Annotated in this window: 20 protein-coding genes and 1 pseudogene; 16 read left to right on the forward strand and 5 right to left on the reverse strand. The window is 67.8% G+C overall.

Going from position 1 to position 22,820, the window contains the following annotated elements; translation table 11 throughout:
• Positions 1-12: 12 nt before the first annotated feature.
• The 3 genes from AB0N66_RS28930 to AB0N66_RS28940 form a co-directional block, all read right to left on the reverse strand.
• Positions 13-1,350: an extracellular solute-binding protein gene (locus tag AB0N66_RS28930; protein ID WP_365440443.1), complete on the reverse strand. Its 1,338-nt coding sequence runs from the start codon at positions 1,348-1,350 to the stop codon at positions 13-15.
• Positions 1,351-1,427: 77 nt separating this feature from the next.
• Positions 1,428-2,375 carry a carbohydrate ABC transporter permease gene (locus AB0N66_RS28935; protein WP_365440445.1) on the reverse strand — a complete coding sequence of 316 codons (948 nt, stop codon included), beginning with the start codon at positions 2,373-2,375 and terminating at the stop codon, positions 1,428-1,430.
• 3 nt (positions 2,376-2,378) lie between these two features.
• Positions 2,379-3,305 (reverse strand): sugar ABC transporter permease, encoded by a 927-nt coding sequence (locus AB0N66_RS28940; RefSeq protein ID WP_365440447.1) that lies wholly within the window; start codon positions 3,303-3,305, stop codon positions 2,379-2,381.
• Between the two features lie 273 nt (positions 3,306-3,578).
• Here AB0N66_RS28940 and AB0N66_RS28945 point away from each other — a divergent pair, with 273 nt between their 5' ends.
• The 14 genes and pseudogenes from AB0N66_RS28945 to AB0N66_RS29010 all read left to right on the forward strand — a co-directional run.
• On the forward strand, positions 3,579-4,607 hold the full coding sequence (locus AB0N66_RS28945; RefSeq protein ID WP_365440449.1) for a LacI family DNA-binding transcriptional regulator: 1,029 nt from the start codon (positions 3,579-3,581) through the stop codon (positions 4,605-4,607).
• 466 nt (positions 4,608-5,073) lie between these two features.
• Complete coding sequence (locus AB0N66_RS28950) at positions 5,074-5,925, forward strand: hypothetical protein (RefSeq protein WP_365440451.1); 852 nt, start codon at positions 5,074-5,076, stop codon at positions 5,923-5,925.
• A 230-nt stretch (positions 5,926-6,155) separates the two neighbouring features.
• Entirely contained in the window at positions 6,156-6,587 is a 432-nt protein-coding gene (locus tag AB0N66_RS28955; RefSeq protein ID WP_365440453.1) for a heme-binding protein, read from the forward strand.
• Positions 6,588-7,032: 445 nt separating this feature from the next.
• A complete protein-coding gene (locus AB0N66_RS28960) occupies positions 7,033-8,043 on the forward strand; it encodes an ABC transporter substrate-binding protein (RefSeq protein WP_365440455.1) in 1,011 nt (336 codons plus the stop codon).
• Positions 8,044-8,106: 63 nt separating this feature from the next.
• Complete coding sequence (locus AB0N66_RS28965; RefSeq protein ID WP_365440457.1) at positions 8,107-8,910, forward strand: ABC transporter ATP-binding protein; 804 nt, start codon at positions 8,107-8,109, stop codon at positions 8,908-8,910.
• A gap of 16 nt (positions 8,911-8,926) precedes the next feature.
• A complete protein-coding gene (locus tag AB0N66_RS28970) occupies positions 8,927-9,766 on the forward strand; it encodes an ABC transporter permease (protein ID WP_365440459.1) in 840 nt (279 codons plus the stop codon).
• Positions 9,767-9,932: 166 nt separating this feature from the next.
• Positions 9,933-11,378, forward strand: coding sequence for an MDR family MFS transporter (locus AB0N66_RS28975; RefSeq protein ID WP_365440461.1), 1,446 nt, complete (start codon positions 9,933-9,935; stop codon positions 11,376-11,378).
• 272 nt (positions 11,379-11,650) lie between these two features.
• Positions 11,651-12,733: a substrate-binding domain-containing protein gene (locus AB0N66_RS28980; RefSeq protein ID WP_365440519.1), complete on the forward strand. Its 1,083-nt coding sequence runs from the start codon at positions 11,651-11,653 to the stop codon at positions 12,731-12,733.
• A 122-nt stretch (positions 12,734-12,855) separates the two neighbouring features.
• Positions 12,856-13,944, forward strand: coding sequence for a mandelate racemase/muconate lactonizing enzyme family protein (locus AB0N66_RS28985; protein ID WP_365440463.1), 1,089 nt, complete (start codon positions 12,856-12,858; stop codon positions 13,942-13,944).
• Positions 13,941-15,014: an ABC transporter permease gene (locus tag AB0N66_RS28990; protein ID WP_365440465.1), complete on the forward strand. Its 1,074-nt coding sequence runs from the start codon at positions 13,941-13,943 to the stop codon at positions 15,012-15,014. Before AB0N66_RS28985 ends, AB0N66_RS28990 begins: the two co-directional genes overlap by 4 nt.
• Positions 15,011-16,090 (forward strand): ABC transporter permease, encoded by a 1,080-nt coding sequence (locus tag AB0N66_RS28995; protein WP_365440467.1) that lies wholly within the window; start codon positions 15,011-15,013, stop codon positions 16,088-16,090. The genes AB0N66_RS28990 and AB0N66_RS28995 overlap by 4 nt, the downstream gene beginning before the upstream one ends.
• Positions 16,087-17,640 carry a sugar ABC transporter ATP-binding protein gene (locus AB0N66_RS29000; protein ID WP_365440469.1) on the forward strand — a complete coding sequence of 518 codons (1,554 nt, stop codon included), beginning with the start codon at positions 16,087-16,089 and terminating at the stop codon, positions 17,638-17,640. Before AB0N66_RS28995 ends, AB0N66_RS29000 begins: the two co-directional genes overlap by 4 nt.
• 45 nt (positions 17,641-17,685) lie before the next feature.
• Positions 17,686-18,417: a GntR family transcriptional regulator gene (locus AB0N66_RS29005; protein WP_365440471.1), complete on the forward strand. Its 732-nt coding sequence runs from the start codon at positions 17,686-17,688 to the stop codon at positions 18,415-18,417.
• Between the two features lie 141 nt (positions 18,418-18,558).
• Positions 18,559-18,702 (forward strand): annotated as a pseudogene (locus AB0N66_RS29010) (DUF427 domain-containing protein); the annotation flags it as partial.
• A gap of 114 nt (positions 18,703-18,816) precedes the next feature.
• On the opposite strand, the gene AB0N66_RS29015 reads toward AB0N66_RS29010, so the two are convergent.
• Positions 18,817-19,638, reverse strand: coding sequence for a DUF1684 domain-containing protein (locus AB0N66_RS29015; RefSeq protein WP_365440473.1), 822 nt, complete (start codon positions 19,636-19,638; stop codon positions 18,817-18,819).
• Between the two features lie 313 nt (positions 19,639-19,951).
• Between AB0N66_RS29015 and AB0N66_RS29020 the strand changes: the two genes are divergently transcribed.
• Positions 19,952-21,319, forward strand: coding sequence for an FAD-dependent oxidoreductase (locus AB0N66_RS29020; RefSeq protein WP_365440475.1), 1,368 nt, complete (start codon positions 19,952-19,954; stop codon positions 21,317-21,319).
• A gap of 149 nt (positions 21,320-21,468) precedes the next feature.
• Positions 21,469-22,101, forward strand: coding sequence for a dihydrofolate reductase family protein (locus AB0N66_RS29025; RefSeq protein WP_365440477.1), 633 nt, complete (start codon positions 21,469-21,471; stop codon positions 22,099-22,101).
• Positions 22,102-22,226: 125 nt separating this feature from the next.
• Here AB0N66_RS29025 and AB0N66_RS29030 read toward each other — a convergent pair whose 3' ends face one another.
• Positions 22,227-22,811, reverse strand: coding sequence for a TetR/AcrR family transcriptional regulator (locus tag AB0N66_RS29030; RefSeq protein WP_365440521.1), 585 nt, complete (start codon positions 22,809-22,811; stop codon positions 22,227-22,229).
• Positions 22,812-22,820 lie beyond the last annotated feature (9 nt).

A 22,820-nucleotide genomic window follows, 5' to 3' on the forward strand; every position in this document is an offset into this window, starting at 1 on the left:
GGCTTGCCTCGACTACTCGACGGTGAAGCCCTGTTCCTTGCCGTACTTGATGGAGGCGTCCTGCCAGGACTTCAGGCCGGCGGAGAGCGGGGTGTCGGAGATGTAGGCCTTGCCGACGGTGTCGTTGAAGATCGAGTTGGCGTACTGCTGGAAGGGCAGGTACGACCAGTCGTCGGCGACGTCGGCCGCGGACTCGGCGAAGATCGCATTGGCCTTCTGCCCGCCGAAGTACTCGAACTCCTTGTTCTGGAACGAGGAGGCCGCGAGTTCCGCCTTGGTCGCCGGGAAGGCGCCCTCGTCGATGCGGGTCCGGACGCCGGCGCCGGAGTTGGCGTACTCGACGAAGGCGTAGGCGAGTTCCTTGTTCTTGCCCAGCGTGGGCAGCGCCAGGGAGCTGCCGCCGTTCTCCGCGCTCGCCTTGTCGCCCTTGGTCCACTGCGGCATCGGAGCCGCCCGCCAGTCACCGGCTGCGCCCGGCACACCGGTGACGAAGTTGGCGGGCATCCAGGCGCCCGTGGCCAGAGTGGCGATGGTGCCGTCGCCCAGGCCCTTGTACCAGTCGTCGGTCCAGCCGTTGATCGGCGAGACGAGCTTCTCGTCGATGAGCTTCTGCCAGGTGTCGGTGTACTTCTTGGCTCCCGCGTCCTCGAAGTTGATCGACACCTTGGTGCCGTCGACCTTGTAGGGACGCGAACCGGCCTGCCACAGCATGCTGGTGGTGAAGCCCGCGTCGCCGGCGTCGTTGGCTATGTAGACCTTGGGGTCGGCCTCGTGCAGCTTGCGGGCCGCCTCGACGTACTCGTCCCAGGTGGTGGGGACCGCGACCTTGTACTTGTCGAAGACCTTCTTGTTGTAGAACAGCGCCATGGGGCCGGAGTCCATCGGCAGGCCGTAGACCTTGTCGCCGTCGCTCACGGCGTTCCACGGACCAGGGGTGTACTTGGCGGCGAGCTTGTCGGCGCCGAAGGGTGCCAGGTCGCTGAGACCCTTGGTGAGGGAGTACTGCCCCAGCGCGAAGTACTCGACCTGTGCGACGTCGGGGACGCCCTTCCCGGCCGAGATGGCGTTCGACAGAGCGGTGTAGTGCTTGTCGCCGGACCGCTCGCTGACCAGGTTGATCTTGACGTTGGGGTACTTCTTCTGGAAGTCGGCGGCGACCGACTTGAGCGTGGGCTCCCATGCCCAGACCGTGACCGTGCCGCCCTTCTTCAGGGCCGCCTGGATGTCCGAGGCGGAGACCGCCTTCTGGCCGGAGCTGTCGTCGTCGGAGCCGCCGCACGCGGTGACGCCCAGGGCGAGGGTGGACAGGAGGGCGATGCCGCGCAGCAGGCGGCCGGTGGTTCTGCGCATGGAGGTGCTTCCACTTCTTTGTGGGTGGGACGGGCGAGGGTTGAAGAGGTGAAGCTGAGGGGTGTGGGCGGGGGGGATTACTCCTTGACGCTTCCGGCGGCGAGACCGGACTGCCAGTACTTCTGGAGGAACAGGAACGCGGCGATCAGCGGCACGATGGTGAGCAGCGAACCGGTGATCACCAGGTTGAAGATCACGTCGCCGCCGATCGTCTGGGCCTGGTTGTTCCAGGCGTCCAGGCCCAGGGTCAGGGGGTACCAGTTCGGGTCCTTGAGCATGATCAGCGGCAGGAAGTAGTTGTTCCAGGTCGCGACCGTGGTGAACAGCAGAACGGTCACGGTGCCGGGGGCGAGCAGCGGCATGGCCACCTGGAAGAAGGTGCGCACCTCGCCCGCTCCGTCGATACGGGCGGCTTCAAGGAGTTCGACGGGGATGGCCTCGCTCGCGAATACCCACATCAGATACAGGCCGAAGGGCGAGACGAGCGAGGGGATGATCACCGCCCACGGTGTGTCGGTAAGACCCATCTTGCTGAACATCAGGAAGGTGGGCACCGCCAGCGCGGTGCCCGGGACAGCCACGGCACCGATGACCACGGCGAAGATGGCGCGCTTTCCGGGGAAGTTGAATTTCGCCAACGCGTAACCGCCCAGGATCGCCAGGAAGGTGGCACCGCCGGCGCCGAGCACGACGTACAGCAGGGTGTTCAGCAACCAACGGACGAAGATGCCGTCGTGGTAGGTGAACGTCTGGCTGATGTTGTCCCAGAGGGCGAAGTCGTTGCTGAACCACAGTCCGGAGGAGTCGGCGAGTCCCTCCTGGGTCTTGGTGGCGCTGATGACCAGCCACACCAGGGGCACCACTGTGTAGAGCAGGACCAGGCCGGTGAGCACGGTCAGCAGAACGCTGCGCTTGGGGCGACCGGGAACGTGCTTGCGGCGCGTGCGCAGACGGGGCGTGCTTCTGGAACCGCCGACGTTCTGAGCGGGTGCGAGCTGGGAGGCGGTGGTGACGGAGCTGCTCATGGTTCACGCTCCCTTGCGCATGCCGCGGAGCTGCACGACATAGGCGATGACCATGGTGATCAGCCCCATGATGATGGCGACCGCCGCGGAGTAGTTGTGCTGCTGGCCGTTGAAGGACAGCGAGTACGTGTAGAAGTTCGGGGTGTAGTCCGTCGTGATGGCGTTGCGCGCCAACGGCCGCAGGATGCTCGGCTCGTTGAAGAGCTGGAAACTGCCGATGATCGAGAAGATCGTCGCGATGACGAGGGCACCGCGGATGGCGGGGAGCTTGATGGCGGTGATGATGCGGATCTGCCCGGCGCCGTCGATCTCCGCTGCCTCGTGGAGGGAGTTTGGGATGACCCGGAGCGCGGAGTAGAAGATCAGCATGTTGTAGCCGACGAACTCCCAGGTGACGATGTTGCCGATCGACGCCAGGATCAGGTCTGTTGAGAGTGGGTCGGGCAGCGTGACGCCGAAGGCGTCGTTGATGTCGCCCACCAGGCCGAAGCGGGTGCCGTACATGAAGCCCCACATCAGCGTGGCGACCACGGCGGGCACGGCGTACGGCAAGAAGATCGTGATGCGGAAGAAGTCCGTGCCGTAGAGGCGTCTGCTGTCCAGGGCGAGGGCGACCAGCAGGCCGATGCCGAGCATGATCGGCACCTGGACGGCCAGGAAGAGCGAGACCCGGCCGAGTGAGGCCCAGAACTGGTCGTCCTTGAGCGCCTGTTGGTAGTTGTCCAGGCCGACGAAGGTGTTGCCGCCGATCAGTTGGTCCCGGAACAGGCTGAGGTAGATCGAGTACACGATCGGAGCCAGGAAGACGAGAGCGAACACGGCCACGAAGGGGCCGATGAATCCCCACCCCGTCCAGGAGCGGCGGTCCCGTTTCGCCGGCGGCCGGTCCGGATGCCGTGTTGCCGCCGCAGGGGGCTGAAGCGTCGTCATGTCGTTCCTCGCTCGTCCATCTCGGAACCGGCGTCGCACGCCGCCGCGATGTTTACGCAAACATCGGGCTCCGGAGAGAGCCGCGGGCTGTTATGTTTACGTAAACATCTGATGGCGGCATGTCTACACTGCCCCAATGTCGGTGGTCAAGAGTCGACTTGAGCAACAAAGAGCAATCGCGACTTGTGCAACAAGGAGCAACCGCGACCGGGGTAGCAAGGGAGACAGGTGGACACCGCGGACGGCGCTTCGGCGAGTACGGATCGGGTACGCATGCGCACCGAGCAACGGGCCGGGCGTCGCGGACAGAGCGTGTCCATGGCCGATGTCGCCCAACTGGCCGGCGTCTCCTCGCAGACCGTCTCCCGGGTGTCCAACGGCTACGCGGGCGTCAATGAAGAGACCCGGCGGCAAGTGCTCGCGGCCATGAAGGAGTTGGGCTACCGGCCCAACAGTGCTGCCCGGGCCCTCAAGCGCGGCGAGTTCCGCACCATAGGTGTCATCACCTTCAACCTGTCCACCACGGGCAATATGCGAACCCTGGAGGCGATCGCCACGTCCGCGGCGCAGGAGGGTTACGCCGTCACGCTCCTGCCCGTCGCGGTGCCCACCCAGGACGAGGTGCGCGGCGCCTTCTCCCGGCTGGGAGAGCTCGCCGTCGACGCCGTCATCGCCATCATGGAGGTGCACCTTCTCGACGCGGCGACGATCTCCCTGCCGCCGCACGTCCAGGTCGTGGTCGCCGACTCGGACGCCGGTGACCGCTACAGCGTGGTCGACACCGACCAGGCCATGGGGGCGCGTGCGGCCGTACGTCATCTCCTGGACCTGGGGCATCGCACGGTCTGGCATCTCGCAGGACCCGAGGAGTCCTTCGCGGCCACGCGCCGTGCCGATGCCTGGCGCGCCGAACTCACCGAGGCGGGGCGCGACTTGCCGCCCGTCGTGCGAGGTGACTGGTCGGCGGAGTCCGGCTATCGCATGGGGCTGCGACTCGCCGACGAGGAGTCCTGTACGGCGGTGTTCGCCGCCAACGACCAGATGGCACTGGGTCTTTTGCGGGCCTTGCACGAGCGCGGCCGGAAAATCCCCGACGACGTCAGCGTCATCGGCTTCGACGACATCCCCGAGGCCGGTTCCTTCCTGCCTCCCCTGACCACCGTCCACCAGGACTTCGCCGAAGTGGGACGCCTGTGCGTCGAGGGTGTTCTGCGGCGGATGCGCCACGAGGGTGCGGAGCACGGGACCACGCTCGTACCTACGAGACTTGTGGTGCGTGAGAGCACCGCACCGGCTCCGTAGAGCGGTGCGGTTGACGCCTTTTTGAAGGTGCGTCAGGGAGCCTTGGTGCGGGGTCGGAGCCCGCGAGCGGTTTGCGGTGGCTGACGGTATTCCGCAAGGGGCCTGAGGTGGCGCGGCTCTGCTGAGTCCGGCGCCCGCACTGCCGCCTCGCCCTGAACGTGGTCACCGCCTGGCGGGCCCGTTCGGGGACGTCGCCAGGCCACGGACCCCTTCATGCGCGCCGGCCGTGCCTGGCCCCTCCGGGTAAAAGGCCCGTCATGAAATACACGTCACCTACCTTGACACCATACCTACTAAGAAGGTTTCTTGGTCTCAAGGCGACCGGACGTGGTGAGGGAACGTTCCGCAACGGGACTGCGGAAGAACCTCATTTCGACCGATCGCGCACATCCTTACGCCCCGTTCTGCACCAGCCCGCCGACCAGTCGGTCGTGTACGGCTGCGCACTGGACAACGGAGGACCGCGATGAAGATCGCTCCGTTCGACGAGAACGCGTTCAAGATGGACCACCCCAGGGGGACGGTCTCGTTCAACTATCTGCTCATGGGTGACCGGAGCAAGCCCATGGAGAACTACCGCTACATCCTGGGCCGCCAGGAAGCCGACTTCCGCATGCCCCGGCACTGCCACACCTTCGAGCAGATCCGGCTGCCCCTGGTGGGCGACATGAACCTCGGCGAGCAGGGGATCCTGCATGAGGGCGAGGTCGGCTACTTCCCCGAGGGGCAGACGTACGGCCCGCAGGACGACCCGCTGACCGACCCCAAGCAGATCCAGCTCGTGCTGCAGTTCGCCGGAGCCTCCGCGCTCGGCATGGGCGCCGGCCGGGGCCGGGGCCCCGACAACAAGGAGGCCCAGGCCGAGCGTCGTCCGCAACGGGACCAGAAGTTCCCCAAGCCGCGCTACAACGGCGTGGTGATCAGCAACCCGGACCACCTGAACTGGCTGCCGGTGACCGGCTGGTCAGGCGTCAAGCGCAAGCCCATCGGCACCTACACCGAGCGGCAGTTCTGGATCGAGTTCCTCAAGATCGAGGCCGGTTCCGAGTGGGTGTCGCAGAGCGAGGCCGCCAAGCGCCTGACGGTGGTGCTTTCCGGCGCCGGCACGGTGGAGGGCACCGAGGTCGGCAGGCTCGGTGCGGTGGAGGCCGACCCGGGAGAGAAGGCCCGCTTCGCGGCCACCGAAGAGCTGGTCCTGTTCACCGTCGGCCTGCCCCCGATCCAGCAGCCGGTCGAGCCCGACGACGACAAGTTCATCACCGTCGTCACCGACGGCGGCATCCGGTTCGAGAACGCCAAGGACGCCGCCGGCGGTTGAGCACGGCCTATCAGGCAGCGGCCCGGGGACACGGACCGCGCGTGCCTTCCGGGCCCCGCCCCGCCCGCTCACCTCACCCGGCGTGATGGACAACGTGACGCGCCGAGCACCGTCCTTCCCCCCTGCACGCGTGCCAAGCCGGCGCCCTGACTCCCCCACGAAGGAGAGCCCCGGCCTCACCTGCTCTATCCGACCACTCCCACACCGACATGACACAAGGAGCGACAGACATGAGTGGACTGAGCGTGACCCAGGCTTCGGAAATCGTGGACGCGGCCCTGAGCCACGCACGTGAGCTGGGACTGCGTCCCCTGACGGTCACCGTGCTCGACCCGGGCGGCCACCCGAAGGTCGTAAAACGCGAGGACGGGGCGGGGATCCTGCGCCCGGGGATCGCCCACGCCAAGGCCTGGGGCTCCCTCGGCACCGGCCAGGGCGGCGCCGTCGGAGCCCGCCACGCCACCCGCGACCCGGCCTTCTTCGCGGCGCTGGCCTCGATCTCCGAGGGACGGGTCGCCTCGTCCAAGGGCGGTGTGCTGATCCGGGACGAGGACGGCGAACTGCTCGGCGCGGTCGGCGTCAGTGGTGACCGGCCCGACAACGACGAGGCCGTCGCCGTCTTCGGCGTGCAGAAGGCCGGCCTGGTCGCCGACGCGGGCTGACCGCTCCGGGCCTGAACGGGGCTGACCGCTCCGCCCCTGAACGGGTGAGACCCCTACACCCCTACCCCACGGCATCGAACTCGCCGTACAACCAAGCACTTTCGGCAGCGTAGAGAAGTTTCAACCGCCTCTTGCTCGGCCCACAGGGCACCACGGGCTGCTACGACCAGCACTTCGAGGCGAAGTGCCGTAGGTCGGGGCGCTGAATTCCTCGACTCGACTCGATTCATTCGCCAAGGCGGAACAGACGACATCGGTGGCGGGACGGCCGTCGACTGTTCGTTGCTCTGTCCGCCGGACGTGAATGCGATGCACGTCGGAGAGTTCGGACCAAGCCGTGTGAGCGTCCGCGAGCCGCGAGATCGGGACCTGAAGAGTCGCGAGATAGGGACCTGAAATGAACAACCGAAGCAACGGCGCTTCATCGAAAGTACTGTCCGGCTCCGTGAGACGGCGCTTGGGCGCCGTCACAGCGGCGATCGCGCTGACGGCGGCCGCGGGCTGCGCCGGCGGCTCCAATCCCGGTGCGGGGGACCAGATCACCGTGTCGGTGTCCATAGCGGCGCCGGCGAATGCCCCGATCTTCCTTGCCGACGAACTCGGATACTTCGAGGACGAAGGCCTCGACGTCAAGGTGCAGATCATCGCGAACGCGAGTCTCCAGATCGCCACAGGAAAGGTGCAGTACGGCGCCGTCAATACCACCACGGTTGTCCAGGCGGCGGCGCAGGACACGGATCTGCAACAGGTGTGTGTGACGCAGGTGGACCCCTCGTACATCCTCGCGGTGAGCAATGTGGCATGGGACCGGAACAACATGAACGAATCCATGTCGCTGAAGGAGAAGCTGGCGGCCCTGGAGGGCGAGAACATCACGGCGATCGGTGGCCGTACCGTCAATCCCGGCGCGAAGCTGCTGGAAAGCCTGCTGAAGAAGGAGGGCCTTCCCGCGGAATCGATCGGCGTGCTCTCGCAGGCCAGCACCGCCGCATCGACAGCCGCGTTCCAGAAGGGCCAAGTGGGCCTGGTCTTCCAGCCGCAGCCGATCCCCGACCAGGTTCTTTCGGTGGCGCCGGGCCGCATCATCTACGACACCGGGAGCTCCGACCTGTTCTCCGAGCTGGACGGAGTCTCCTGGTCCGGCATCGGTTCCTCGACGAAGTACGCCTCAGAGCACCCCGATATCAGCGAGAAGATCTGCAACGCCGTCGGCAAGGCAAACAACTACCTGGACGAGAACCCCGACGAGGCCGCGAAGGTCCTGCACAAGGACATGAACTCCTTCGACGAGAAAGTCCTCGCGGACAGCATGGAGACCTACAAGTGGGCCAAGGACGCCTCCATGAGCGAGGAGCAGTTCGCCAAGAGCGTCGAAGTCCTCGCCGGACTCAAGATGTTCGACCAGCCGTCCGCGGAAGTGGTCGAAGGGGCCTACACGTCGGACTACCAGAAGTGAACCGGAGCGGAACGCCGGCACGGCTTGTGCTGACGCCGGGGCAGGGACGAGGCGGAGGAAGATATGCAGGACCTCAGTACTGAGCGGCCGGCGGTGATCCTCGGGGATCTCACGCACCGATTCGTGACTCCGAGCGGAAAGATGATGGACGTCCTCCAGGACGTTTCCGTCACAGTCCGTGAAAAGGAGTTCTTCACCGTCGTCGGGCCCAGCGGGTGCGGAAAAAGCACCCTGTTGAACATCGCGTCCGGTCTGCTCCAGCCGACCGACGGAACCATACGGTGTCTCAAGGGCGACCGGGAACTGGACAAGCTGGAGATCGGATACATCACCCAGGACTCCAATCTCTTCCCCTGGTTCACCGTGATCGAGAACATCATGATGCCGCTGGAGATCCGCAAGGTTCCCAAGCAGGAGCGGGTCGAGCGCGCCAGGGAATGGATCAAGATCGTCGGCCTGGAAGGCTTCGAGAACCACTATCCGCGGCAGCTTTCCGGGGGTATGCAGAAACGCTGCTCCATCGCACGCACCATGGTCTACGAGCCCGAAGTGCTGCTCATGGACGAACCCTTCGGCGCGCTCGACGCGATCACGAAGCAGACGATGCAGAAGACCGTTCTGGACCTGTGGCAGCGGCGGCAGACCTCGGTCATCTTCATCACCCACGACCTGACCGAGGCGATCGCCCTCTCGGACCGTGTCGCGGTCATGACGGGGCGCCCCGGCCGGATCAGGCGGACGGTGGACATTCCTCTCGACCGGCCCAGGGACGTCTTCAACATCACGGACCTGGCGACTTTCCAGGAACTGCGGCACGAGCTGTGGAGCCTGCTCGAAACCGACATCGAAACCGATCACAAGGCCTGAGAAGAAGGAGAGCACGATGGCTGTAGTCGGCGAACAGGAACCACTCACCATGCGACGGGGCCGGGCGGTCCGGCCGAAGAACTCCAACGGGCGTCCACGCGGACGCCACGGCACCATGGTCATGCTCGGGCAGCTCGGCATCGTGCTGCTGTTCCTTGGGGTCTGGCAGCTCTTGAGCGGCCGAGTGATCGACTACTTCCTCATCAGCAACCCCGTCGACGTCATAGCCAAGCTCTACGACGTCCTCGGGGACAGCACGATGCACGGTCACATCATGGCGACCGGCCAGGAGCTGGTCCTCGGGTGGGCGCTCGGGGCGTCCGCGGGTGCCGTGATGGGCTGGGCGCTCGGCGCGTTCAAGACCGCAGGCGAGATCATGGAGCCGATCCTCAACGCGATCAACGGGATTCCCAAGGTCGCCCTCGCACCGATGATGCTGCTCTGGTTCGGGCTTGGGATGGGCTCGAAGATCGCGATCGCCAGCATGATCGTGTTCTTCCTCGTCTTCTTCAACGTCTACTCGGGCATGCGCAACGTGCCGCAACCGCTGGTCGAGGTGGCTCGGTCCATGGGCGCGTCGCGCATGTTCGTGGTGCGCAAGGTGGTTCTGCCGTCCGTCAGCGTTCCGCTGTTCGCCGGGCTGAAGGCCGGTGTGTCGTTCGCGATGATCGGAGTCATCGCCGGCGAGTTCATCTCGGCGGACAAGGGCCTGGGTTACTACTCCATGACCTCGACCCAGCAGTTCGACCCGGCCGGACTGTTCGCCGCGCTGGTGATCATCGTGGCGATGGTGGTGTTCGGGAGTTCGCTCATCGGTGTCTTCGAGCGGCGAGCGCTGAAGTGGCAGCGCAACTGACCGGGTGACGTAACCGAGGGGGCCCAGCGGTCTTACGACGGCTTGCTGGGCTCCCGCCGGGCCGGTCCCGGCGCCGCGCCGCGCTGACAGGACCCGTCGCGGATCGCAGAGACACTTTGGAGAGGTTCGTATGCCTTCCTGGTCGCCGAGTCGCGGGGGCGGCGGCGTGAGCGGCCGCGGTGTCGTCGTCAAGCAGACGACGGCCGTCAGCGTCGTCTACGTCGCCGCCGTCTTTCTCAACGTGATGGACACGACGATCGTCAATGTCGCTCTGCCGAGCGTCGGCCGCGCGTTCTCGGTCCCGTCCACCTCCGTGAACGCCGTCTCCATCTCCTATCTGGTCAGCCTTGCGGTGTTCATTCCGGCGTCCGGCTGGCTCGGCGACCGGTTCGGCGGAAAGCGGATCCTGCTGACGGCCCTGGCGGTGTTCACGCTGGGGTCGGCATTGTCCGGGCTCGCAACGAGTCTCGGTGAACTCATCGCCTTCAGGCTGCTCCAGGGGGCGGGCGGCGGCATGCTCGTCCCGGTCGGCATGGCCATGATGCTGCGTAGTTTCCCGCCGGGGGAGCGCGTACGCGTCTTCGCCGTACTCAGCATGGCGAACGCCGTCGCCCCGACGGTCGGTCCGTCGCTGGGCGGCCTGCTGGTGACGGAGTTGTCGTGGCGCTGGGTGTTCTTCGTCAATGTCCCGGTGGGCTGCGCGGCGATCGTGTTCGGTGCGTTGTTCCTCAGCAACTCCGTCGAGGAGGAGCCGGGAAGGTTCGACCTCCTGGGGTTCCTGCTCGCGGCGGCGGGTCTGGCGCTGGCGATGTACGGGCTGACGCAGGGCCCCGACCTGGGGTGGACGGCCCGTCCTGTGCTCGTCGGCCTCGTGGTCGGTGGCGCGCTGCTGGGCGTCCTGGTGGTCGTCGAGTTGCGTTCCCGCGCGCCGCTGATCGACATCCGCCTGTTCCGGGACCGGCTGTTCCGCTCGGGCAGCGTCGTCATGGCGCTGGAATCGGTCGCCTTCCTCGGTGTGATCTACACGGTGTCGCTTTATCTCCAGGACGGGCGCGGACTCAGCCCGCTGGCCTCGGGCCTGAGTATCCTGCCGCAGGCTCTGGGCGTCATGACCGGCTCCCAGGTCGCCAGCCGGTTGCTGTACCGGCGTCTTGGGCCGCGTCGGCACCTTGTCGTCGGCGTGCTCGGGTCGAGCCTGTCCATGGCGTTGCTGGCGGTGTTGAGTGTTCGCGGGCCCCTGTGGCAGGTGTGGGTCATCCTCTACCTCGTGGGTTTCGGGGTCGGCCAGGTGTTCGTGGCGACCCAGGCGGTGTCGTTCGCGACCATCTCGTCAGCCAAGTCGGGCCGGGCGGCGACACTGTTCAACGCCGGCCGGCGGCTCGGGGGCGCCGTCGGTATCGCCGTGGTGACCACCGCCCTCGTTCTCGTGGGCGTGGACGCGCCCGCCGACGGGGCGCCGGCAGCCGATGTCACCGCCTACCGGGTGGGATTCCTCGTCGCCGCGGCCGTCAACCTGCTGGCCCTGCGGGCGGCGTGGGTGGTCCGCGACGCCGACGCGGCGAGCACCATTCCGGAGGCCCGTCCTCGCAAAAGCCGAGCCAGATCGCAGTGAACGATGGCCGGGACCACGTGACCTCGGCCGCTTACGCGAGCACGGCTTCTGGTTTCCTATGGGATTCTGAAACCTAAACTTGGCCTGGCGGCGCGACAGTCGCGTCGGGCCGCGCGACGGAAGCCCATACCCGCGCCAAAACCCCCACAAAACCACTTCAGTTGCCCACTCTTGCCGAATGTCTTGACGCCGGCCCGTGTCTGTCGCAGCATCTCCCCGCAAATATCCTATGGAATCCAGGGGGAGTTGTGACGCTGACGTCGTACCTCCGCATCAGGCCTGTCCTGTCCAGTGCTGCCGTCGTGGCGGTACTCGCCGGTGCCTCGGCGGGATGCACTCTCAAGAACTCCGGGGAACCGGCCGGAGGGAGCGTGGCCTCCACGCAGGGCACGGGGAACGGGACGGCCGACCTTGCCGACGGCTCAGCCGTCAAGGTCGCGCTCGTGCCGGGCGGCGCTCACCCGTACTTCCAGCCGTGGAAGACGGCGGGAGCCGCCGCGCGCGACGAATACGGCCTCGGGGGCGTGACGTTCGACGAGACCGCCGAGTGGGATCAGCAACAGCAGAACGACCTGCTGTCCACTCTCGCGGCGCGCGGTTACAACGCGTTCGGCGTCTTCGGCGTCTCTCCCACCGACATCAACAGCACGTTCGCCGATCTCAAGGCGCAGGGCTTCGCGGTGGCTTCACTCGGTTCATGCCCGGCCGGTGACGTGAACAAGGCCGACTTCTGTCTGTCCACGAACGTCGAGCTCGCCGCCTACCGCGCGGCCCGCGCCACCATCGACGCCATGGGCGGCACAGGCACCCTGGTCCATCTGACCGGCAACAACGTGGACGCCAACACCCAGCTCCGGATCAAGGGCGTGGCCGACGCGGTGAACGAGACCAAGGGCAAGGTGAAACTCCTGCAGACGGTCACCGACATCGACAAGGACCTGCAGACCGCGCAGAAGGCGGTGTCGGACCTCCTGGCCGCCAAGGGGAACGAGATCCAGGGCATCGTCACCACCGCCTACAACCCCGCGGTCGCCGCCGCCGAGGCCGTGCGGAGTTCGGGATCCAAGGCGAAGGTCGTGGCCATCGACGACGACGCCAAGATCATCAGCTCGATCAAGGACGGCTCCGTCAGCGCCACGGTCGTACAGAACCCGACGGGTCAGGCGGATGTGGGCACTTGGGTGCTCGCGCTGATGCAGAGCAAACAGTGCGTGATGCGCAGCCCGGGCGTGGTCGTGGACTCCGGATCCTTCGTGGTCACCAAGGCGAACGTCGCCGACTACGCCAAAGCGCGGCAGAGCAAGACCGCCGAACTCAAGACGCAGTTCGCCGACAAGCTCCTCAACTGCGGCTGACTCGAAAACTGCGGCTGCCCCGAATGTCGCCACGCACATGCCGCGCCAACACGGCCACCGACGACGGCCATTGACCACGGCCACCGACCAAGGCCATTGACCAGGAAGAGCCGGACACCGCAATGAGCATCATCACGAGCGCCACGGCCAGGCTGGCCGACATCCCCGTGGAGCAGAACCGCACTGACGCCGTCCAGGCGTTCATCAAGCAGGAGACGATATTCGTCGAACTCGCCACCGACGACGGCCTGGCCGGCATCGGTTACAGCTACACCATCGGCACCGGCGGCTCCTCCGTGCTGGCACTGCTGCGCGACCATCTGCTTCCCGCCCTGCCCGGTCAGGACGCCCGTAACGTCGAGGCCCTGTGGCAGCTGCTGTTCGCCCGGACGCGGGCGACCGCCGTCGGAGCCATCACCTCGCTGGCCCTCGCCGCGGTCGACACCGCCCTGTGGGACCTGAGATGCAAGCGGGCCGGCGAGCCGCTGTGGCGGCTGGCGGGCGGCCACCGTCAGGAGATACCGCTGTACGACACCGAAGGCGGCTGGCTGCATCTGAGCACCGAAGACCTGGTCAAGTCGGCCGTGGCGGCCCGCGACGCAGGATGGGCCGGCGTGAAGATCAAGGTGGGCAAGCCGCACCCGGCACAGGATGTGGAACGGCTGCGCGCGGTGCGCGAGGCCGTCGGGCCCGCGCTGCACATCATGACGGACGCCAACCAGTCCCAGACGCTGTCCTCGGCCGTGCGACTGGCCTCGGCGCTCGAACCCCATGGCCCGTTCTGGTTCGAGGAACCGATGCCGGCGGACGACGTGAGCGGCCATGCCCGGTTGGCCCGCGCGACCAACGTACCGATCGCCGTGGGGGAGACCCTCTACTCGCTCGGGCAGTTCCGCCAGTACCTGGAGGCCGGAGCCGCCTCCGTGGTGCAGGTCGACGCGGCCCGCGTCGGCGGCATCACCCCCTGGTTGAAGGTCGCCCACCTGGCAGAGGCGTACAACGTCATGGTCTGCCCCCACTTCCTGATGGAACTGCACGTGAGCCTCGCCGCAGCGGTGCCCAACGGCCAGTACGTCGAGTACATCCCGCAGTTGAGGGCCGTCACCCGCACCGAACTCACCGTGCGCGACGGGCGGGCGGTGGCGCCCGACGAGCCGGGAATCGGCATCGACTGGGACCACGACGCGATCGACGACCGGAGGGTGGCATGACCACCACCTCACCGCCACCGGCGGACATCGACCGGGCACCGGCGCCACAGCGCAGGACGCCCCGCCGGCGCATCCTGGCCCCCCAACAACTGGGCCTGCTCGGGCTCGTCGTCGGGCTCGTCATCCTCTTCGGCCTGCTCCGCCCGGCGTTCTTCGACGCCAGACTCGTCCTCTTCCCGCTGCTGCGCGACATCTCGACGCTGACCGTGGTGGCACTGGCCCAGATGGTCGTCCTGTCCGTCGGGCACATGAACCTGGCCGTGGGCCGCATGGCCTCGTTCGGCGCCCTGTTCGCCGGGCTCGGCTACGACCGCTTCGGACTGCCGCTGTCCGTGGGCCTGTTGGTGTGCCTGGTGGCGGGAGCGGTGATCGGCGCCCTGAGCGGATGGATCATCGCCCGCACCGGTGTGAGCTCCTTCGTCGTGACGCTCGCCATGGACTTCGCCCTCCTCGGGCTCGTGTCCCTGCTGTACTCCTCGCTCACCGAGAACGCCGCCTTCACCAGCACGCCGTCCGGTATGACGGAGCTGCGCCAGTACTCGCTCGCCGACATCTGCGTCGGTCCCGTCTGCGGCTCACCGGCGATTCCGCAACTGGCCCAGTTCACCGTGCTTGCCGTCCTCGGACTCGGCTTTCTCTACCGCTACACCCGTACCGGCAGGGAGCTCCTGCTGACGGGCGCCAACCCGGCCGCCGCGGAACTCTCGGGCATCCCCACCGCCCGCCGCGTCATCACCGCACACATGCTGTCCGGTCTGCTCGCCGCGCTCGCCGGGTTCATGGCCGCCGTCAGCACGGGAACCTTCCGGGCCTCCATCGGGGAGGACTTCATGCTGCCGTCGTTCCTCGGAGCCGTCCTCGGCGGCACCCTGCTCACCGGCGGCGTCGTCTCGGTCATCGGCGCGCTGCTTGGCACCTCGCTCGTCGGCGTCATCCGTAAGGGTCTCGACCTGCTCGGTGTGGGGCTGGAGAGCCTCAACATCTACCTCGGCTGTGTGCTGCTGCTCGCCCTGTCCGCCGACCGGGTGCGCCACATCGTCAGCTACCGAAAGGTGGTGCGCTCGACATGACGACGCCCGCAACTCCCGCTCCCTGGAAGGCCGAAGTCCTCTCCTCGCTGCGCCGCTTCTCCCGCTCCACCTCGCTGACCCTGCTCTGCGTCGTCGTGGCCGGGTACATCGGTCTGGGCGTGGCGTCGTCCGGTTCGTTCTTCGAGGGCAACTCGGTCCGGACGTTCCTGCAGTACCTGGCGACTCCCATCCTCATCGGGCTCGCGCAGATGGTCTGCTTGTGCGTCGGACAGCTCAATCTCGCGGTCGGTGCCCTGGGCGGATTCACCGCCTGTGCCATGGGAGTTCTCATGGCCGACGCCGGTATGCCCGCCGGACCGGCCGTCGGGATCGGCGTGTTGACGGCCACGGTGATCGGCGCTCTCACCGGTCTGTTCATCGTGGTCACCCGCATCAACGGGTTCATCGTCACGCTCGGCACCATGACCATCCTGCTGGGTGCGCAGTACCGGCTGGCCGGGACGCGTACCGTCGACGGCTACTCCGCGACCCTGCGCGATCTGGGCACGGCCGCGCCCGCGAACATCCCGCTCGTCCTCGTCACGGCGCTCGCCGCGGCCGTCCTCCTCGCCGTGTTCATGCACCGGGGCATCGCGGGACGGCGGCTCCTCGCGGCGGGCGGCAATCCACTGGCCGCGCGGCTCTCCGGTATTTCCACCGACCGCCAGATCATCCTGGCGCACACCCTGTCCGGCCTGCTGATCGGAGTGGCCGCGCTGATCGCGACCGCGTCGCTGCCCGGGGTCAATCGCAGCGTCGGCGGCGACTGGCTCCTCCCCAGCTTCGCGGCTCCCATCATCGGCGGGGTGGCCCTGACCGGCGGGTCGGTGGCGGTCCTCGGGACCGTACTGGCCGCCTTCGTGATGCGGCTCATCGACTCCGCACGTGCCGAGTTCTCGCTCGATCCGAGCTGGGTCAACTTCCTCATCGGCGTCGTCGTCCTTGCCACGGTCGTCGGGGGCCGCCTGCACCAGTCACACCTCGGCACCGCACGCCCGCACAAGGACGGGCAACCGCCCCCCGACAACCGGGCGGCGCCCGCCACCACCCTGCCGAGCACCGGGGGTGCCCAGTGAACGACGTACTGCTGGAGTGCGAGGACATCGTCAAGGTCTTTCCCGGAGTGCGCGCCCTGGACCAGGTGGCCCTGCGCCTCACAGCCGGCTCCGTGCACGCCCTGCTGGGCGAGAACGGCGCCGGCAAGTCCACCCTGATCAAGGTGCTGACCGGGGTTCACCCGCCGGACGGTGGCCGTCTTCTGCTGCGCGGCGGCGAGGTGCACTTGCGGACCCCGCTGGACGCCACCCGCGCCGGCATCGGGGTGGTGCACCAGGAGCGCAATCTGATTCCCGCCTTCTCCGTGGCGGAGAACATCACGCTCCTGAAGCCCCCCTCACGCCGCGGCCTCATCGACCGCGCGGCCATGACCGAACCGGTCGAGCGTTGTCTCCGGGACGTCGGGCTCGACCTGGACCCGCACACACCCGTCAGTGAACTCTCCGTCGCCCAGCAGCAGTTGGTCGAGATCGCCAAGGCGCTGCACACCGACAGCCGGGTACTCCTGCTGGACGAACCGACCGCGTCCCTCTCGCCGCAGGAAGCCGAGCGGCTCTTCGAGGTGATCCGGCGACTGACGGCCCGGGGCACCTGTGTCGTCTTCGTCAGCCACAAGCTGGAGGAGGTGTTCGCGGTCTGCGACACCGTCACCGTGCTGCGCGACGGGCACTCCGTGCTGCGGTCGGCCCCTCTCGCCGAGCACACGCACGACGAGATCGTGAGCCTGATGGTGGGCCGAACCCACGAAGCCTCCGCACTCTCCCCGCGAACGGTGGACCCGACGGCGGAACCAGCCCTCTCCCTCACGGGTGTGGCCACCGCCGCGGGCCACGCCGACATCGGTCTGGCGGTGCGACCCGGGGAGATCGTCGGGCTGTACGGCCTCGTCGGCGCCGGCCGCAGCGAACTGGTCCGAGCCGTCCTCGGCCTCGACCGCGTCACGGCCGGAGAGGTCCGGGTGTACGGCGAGCCGGCGAGGATCTCCTCGCCACGGCAGGCACTGCACGAGTACGGCATCGGCTATCTCACCGAGAACCGCAAGGAGGAAGGCGTCTTCCTCGAACAGCCGATTCTGCGGAACATCACCGTCACCGTGTGGAAGAAGCTGGCGCAGGCACTGGGGTACGTCTCCGACAAGCGGGAAAGAAGCGTCGCCGAGGACCTCGTGGAACGCCTCGGCATCCGCATCGCCTCACTGGAGCAGAACGCCGGTGAACTGTCCGGCGGCAACCAGCAGAAGGTGAGCCTCGCCAAGTGGCTTGCGGTGGACACCCGGCTGCTCGTCGTCGACGAACCGACCGTCGGCGTCGACGTCCGCACCAAGCACGCCTTCCACGAACTGATCTGGGAGCTCGCCCGGGACGGCCTGCCCATTCTGCTGATCAGCAGTGACCTCGGCGAGATGGTGACGCTGGCCGACCGCATCGTCGTCATGGCGGACTACCGGATCCGGGGCGAGATCAGGAACGAACACGACTACGAGCGGATGAGCGGCCAGGTCATCCGCCTCATCCATGGACAGGGGAACGCACTGCGCGACTCGGACCGCGATTCCCAAGTCCCTATATGATTCACAGGCTTTACCTGGCCCGGAATGCTCAAGGGGAGGCATGACATGTTGTCGGAAGAGCCTCACGCTCATGTGCCGGACGGCGCGGCCACCGACGCTGTCCCGCCGCCCCGGGTCCTGCCTCAGCGCCAGGCCCTCGCCGACAGCGTGTACGAAGCCATCAAGGCCATGGTGATGGACCACCAGATCAAGCCGGGAGCCCGGGTGGGCATCGAGGCGCTCGCCCGCACCCTGGAGGTGTCACCCACGCCGGTACGCGAGGCACTCGCTCGGCTGGAGGCGGACGGCCTGGTCACCAAGCGGTCCCTCGCCGGCTATCGCGCCACCGACCTCCTCACCGTCGAGGGCATCGTGGAGCTCTTCGAAATGCGGCTGCTGCTGGAACCGCACGCCGCGGGGCTGGCGGCCGAGCGGGCCAGCGAGGCCCAACTGGACCGGATAGAAGCGCTCATGGAGGAGATGCGGGGCGAGCCCGAGGAGGGCGGCAGCTATGCGGTGTACGGGCGGTTCGCCGCTCTCGACCAGCAGTTCCACGACGCGCTCGCCACGGCGACGGGGCGGGGTCTGCTCGCGGACGCCGTCGAGCGCCTCCACGCGCATCTCCACATCTTCCGTCTCAGCGCCATCGCGGGTGCGGGCCCGGCGACGGTCGCCGAACACGACCGGATCCTGCGCGCCGTACTCAGGCGCAACGCCGACCGGGCCGCTCAGTCCATGAGGGAGCACTTGCAGAGCAGTCTGGAGCGCCAGTTGATCTGCTTCCGCGAAGGAAACTGAACAGGCGGACACCCCACGTCCACGTGGGACCGCGCCCCGCGTCTACGTCGGACCCGAGCCCCGCGCCGCAAGCTCCGGCGTCTCGCGCAGCCGGAAGCCCACGCCCCACTCCGTGGTGAGCAGGGCCGCGCCGCGCGGGCCGAGCTGCCGCCGAACATCGTCTGGAGCTACCCGGACCCGCTGCCCGCGGTGGCCGCCATCGAGGGACGCGTCGCCTTCTGCAACGAGGTGGTCGACATCACGGTGGACGGCGAACGGCTAGATCGCCCTGTCACGCTGTTCAACGAGCAACGAGCAACGAGCAACGAGCAACGAGCAACTCGCACCGCGGCCGTCGGCGGACGGCGGACGGCGGCGTCGTGCCGCCGCCCTCCGCGGGAGACCGGGCCTGAACCAGGGTCAGAGTTCTCCGCCGCGCTCCAGGGGGATCTTCTCGCCCGCTTCGACGGGAACCGGCAGCCGGTTCTCTGTCGGCGGGAGCGGGCAGGTCGCCAGGTCGGTGTAGGCGCAGGGGAGGTTGCCGGCGCGGTTGAAGTCGACACTCACCCTGCCCTCGCCGTCGGGGGGAGCGATCTGGAGGGCGCGGTTCGCCGCGTACGTGGTCACGCCGGAGGTCTTGTCCGTGAACAGCACACTCAGGCTGCCCGGGACCCTGCCGTTGAACGCGGTGAGCCGGTGCGGTGTGCCGTCCAGTTCGAACTCGACCTGGCCGGGGGAGTCGTAGACGTGCTCCAGGCCCTCGACGGCGGCGCCGACGGTCACCTGGCGCGGTTCGGCGAAGGGCAGGAACCGTCCGGGACGGACCCAGCGGGGGTCGGGGGCGTAGGCCGGGGTCTGGGTGAAGGCGGTGCGCAGCGCGCTGTCGGGGTGGCGGGGACGGACGATGTCGTGGCCGCCGCGCTTGGCGACCTCGATCACCGCGTCACCCCAGCTCGCCTCGACACTGGCCCGTTCGGCGATGACCCCGAAGTCGTACCGGCCGCGTACCGCCGTGCCGTCGACGGTCAGCTCTTCACCGTCGGCCAGCTCGACCACCACCCCGTCGACGGTGCTCGACCAGGCTCCCGGGGCGTCCTCGAACCGAGCCGGCTCCGCACTCAGCCAGCGCAGGCTCGTGATCGCGAGAAACCCGTGCGGACCGGCGAGCACTCCCTCCTTCGCGGTGTGCCATTGCTCCCACTCCTGTACGAAGCTCACCAGGTCGACGTCTTGGACTGTCATGCCCGCTCCCTCGTGTGGCACCCGAGGCGGACAGGCGCACGCCCGTCCGCCGCACTCGTCTGCTGATTGCAACTACCGCACCCCCGTAGGTCATTCCGCATTGCCGGAGAGATCAGTCCGCGATCGCCCAGGGCACGTCGGTGGCGGCCATGTCGCTCGGGTTTCTGAGGGGGCTGTCGAGCGATTTCCGGGGCCCGTCGACTCATAAGCCGGACTTATGAGGTCATAGATCGAACCCGACTACAGACTTAGGCTTGCCTTAGTTTAGGCTTCGCGGCGAGTACGTCTGTTGTCGCTCGAAGGGAACCTGAACATGCCTCGCCCTCTGCGGGTAGCCATTGTCGGAGCCGGCCCCGCCGGGATCTACGCTGCCGACGCGCTGCTGAAGTCCGCAGTGGCGGCGACCGAGCCCGGTGTCTCCATCGACCTCTTCGAGCGGATGCCGGCCCCCTTCGGACTGATCCGCTACGGCGTCGCCCCCGACCACCCGCGGATCAAGGGCATCGTCAAGGCCCTGAATCAGGTGCTCGACAAGCCCCAGGTCCGCCTCTTCGGCAACGTCGACTACCCGGGCGACATCAACCTCGACGATCTGCGCGCCTTCTACGACGCGGTGATCTTCTCCACGGGCGCGACGGCCGACCGGGCGCTCGACATACCCGGTATCAACCTCGACGGTTCGTACGGTGCGGCGGACTTCGTCTCCTGGTACGACGGGCACCCGGACGTGCCGCGGACCTGGCCGCTGGATGCCGAGAAGGTCGCCGTCCTCGGCGTCGGCAATGTCGCCCTCGACGTGGCCCGCATCCTGGCCAAGACGGCGGACGAGCTGCTGCCGACCGAGATCCCGCCGAACGTCCACGACGGCCTCAAGGCCAACAAGGCGCTGGAGGTCCACGTCTTCGGCCGTCGTGGCCCCGCGCAGGCGAAGTTCAGCCCGATGGAGCTGCGGGAGCTTGACCACTCCCCGAACATCGAGGTCATCGTCGACCCCGAGGACATCGACTACGACGAGGGTTCGATCGCGGCCCGGCGCGGCGAGAAGCAGACCGACATGGTCGCCAAGACCCTGGAGAACTGGGCCATCCGCGACGTCGGCGACCGGCAGCACAAGCTGTTCCTGCACTTTTTCGAGTCGCCCACCGAGATCCTCGGCGAGGACGGCAAGGTCGTCGGCCTGCGCACCGAGCGCACCGCTCTGGACGGCACCGGCAATGTCAAGGGCACCGGCGAGTTCAAGGACTGGGACCTCGGCGCCGTCTACCGCGCCGTCGGCTACCTCTCCGACAAGCTGCCCAAGCTGCCCTGGGACGTCGACTCGGGCACGGTCCCGGACAAGGGCGGCCGGGTGATCGAGGAGACCGGCGAGCACCTCCGGTCGACGTACGTCACCGGCTGGATCCGGCGCGGCCCGGTGGGTCTGATCGGCCATACCAAGGGCGACGCCAACGAGACGGTGGCCAGCCTGCTCGACGACCACGGCAACGGCCGCCTGCACACCCCCGCCGCACCCGCCCCGGAGGCCGTGGACGCGTTCCTGGCCGAGCGGAACGTCCGCTACACCACGTGGGAGGGCTGGTACCGCCTCGACGCCGCGGAGAAGGCACTCGGCGAACCGCAGGGCCGCGAGCGCGTGAAGCTCGTCGAGCGCGAGGAGATGCTGGACGCGAGCGGCGCGTAGAACCTCGGAGCGCGGCGTGTGACCTCCCGGCCGTATCGGCGCAACTTCCGCTCCTGATCCGCAAGTCGTCGTCGAGGGCTGTCGATCCGGGTGTCTCCTGTTCGACGTAGGGGTGAGAGACGGAAACGGCGAACCCGAGGAGTACGACGATGCCGAAGCTGCGCGTACACAACATCACGATCTCGCTGGACGGCTTTGCCGCCGGCCCCCACCAGCGGCTGGAGTATCCGCTCGGTGAGGGCTTCGGAGAGGACATGCACGCATGGATGTTCGCCGCCATGCGTGACCGGGCCGAGGGTAAGACAGGGATCGACGTCGATCACGTCGCCCGCGGTGAGGAGAACATCGGGGCCACCATCATGGGGCGCAACATGTTCGGGCCCCAGCGAGGACCCTGGCCGGACGAGACCTGGCGCGGCTGGTGGGGCGACAACCCGCCCTACCACAACGACGTTTTCGTGCACACGCACCACCTGCGGCCTTCGCTGGTGATGGAGGGCGGGACCACGTTCCACTTCACCGACGAACCCGTCGAGACGGTGCTGGAGCGGGCGTTCAAGGCGGCGGCGGGCAAGGATGTGCGGCTCGGCGGAGGGGCGGCCACCGTTCAGCAGTACCTGCGCGCCGGTCTGATCGACGAGCTGCACCTGGCCATCTTCCCGACTCTCCTCGGGAGGGGCGAGCGCCTGTTCGACAACCTGGGGGACGGGGTCGACGGCTACCGGGTCGCGGAACTGGTCAGCTCGGCGGCCGTCACGCACGCCAGGCTGGTCCGTCGCTGACCAGCCCGCCATGGCCGGCCGGCCCGTCCCGACGGACGAGGCTCATGCGCCGCCGTAACCGCCAGACCGGTAGGTGCGCATGGCCGCGCTGACCGGAGCCAGGACTCCTGAGACGGCGGCGTCGATCAAGACCCGGGTGCGCCCGCGCGCAAGCCGTCCATGACCAGGTCCAGCAGTCGTCGGGCGCGCGGCTGCCACTCTCCGTGCGGGTCGATCTGCCAGAGTCCGGCGATGGCGAGCATGAAGTCGTCGTGGGTCACCCCCGGGCGAATGGTGCCCGCCTCTTCGTTCGCCTTCAGCAGCAGGGTGATGGCCGAGGTCACCGGGCCGTACCCCACCTTGGCCAGGGTGCCGTGCGGCGGGCCGGCGGTCTTGCGCAGCGCGTCGGCCAGGCCGGCCTTGGCCATGGCGTACTGGGCGAGGCGGTCCATCCACTCCCGCAGGGCTTGGTCGGGAGCGCGGGTCTCCAGCAGCTGGGCCGCGGTGTCGGCGACCTGCTGCACCTCGTAGCGGTACACCTCGAGGACGAGGGCCTCGCGGTTCGGGAAGTTCCGGTAGAACGTCCCCTGCCCGACGCCGGCCTTCTTCGCGATCACGCTCAGCGGGGCGTCCGCCGCGCACGTCAGCTCCGTGAGAGCCACTGCGAGGATGCGCTCGCGATTGCGTTGGGCGTCCGAACGCAGAGGGGCGCCCTTGTCGCTCGTGTCCACGTCGTTCGT

Origin of the sequence: Streptomyces sp. NPDC093544, from assembly GCF_040683495.1 — a bacterium.
Taxonomy (GTDB): Bacteria; Actinomycetota; Actinomycetes; order Streptomycetales; family Streptomycetaceae; genus Streptomyces.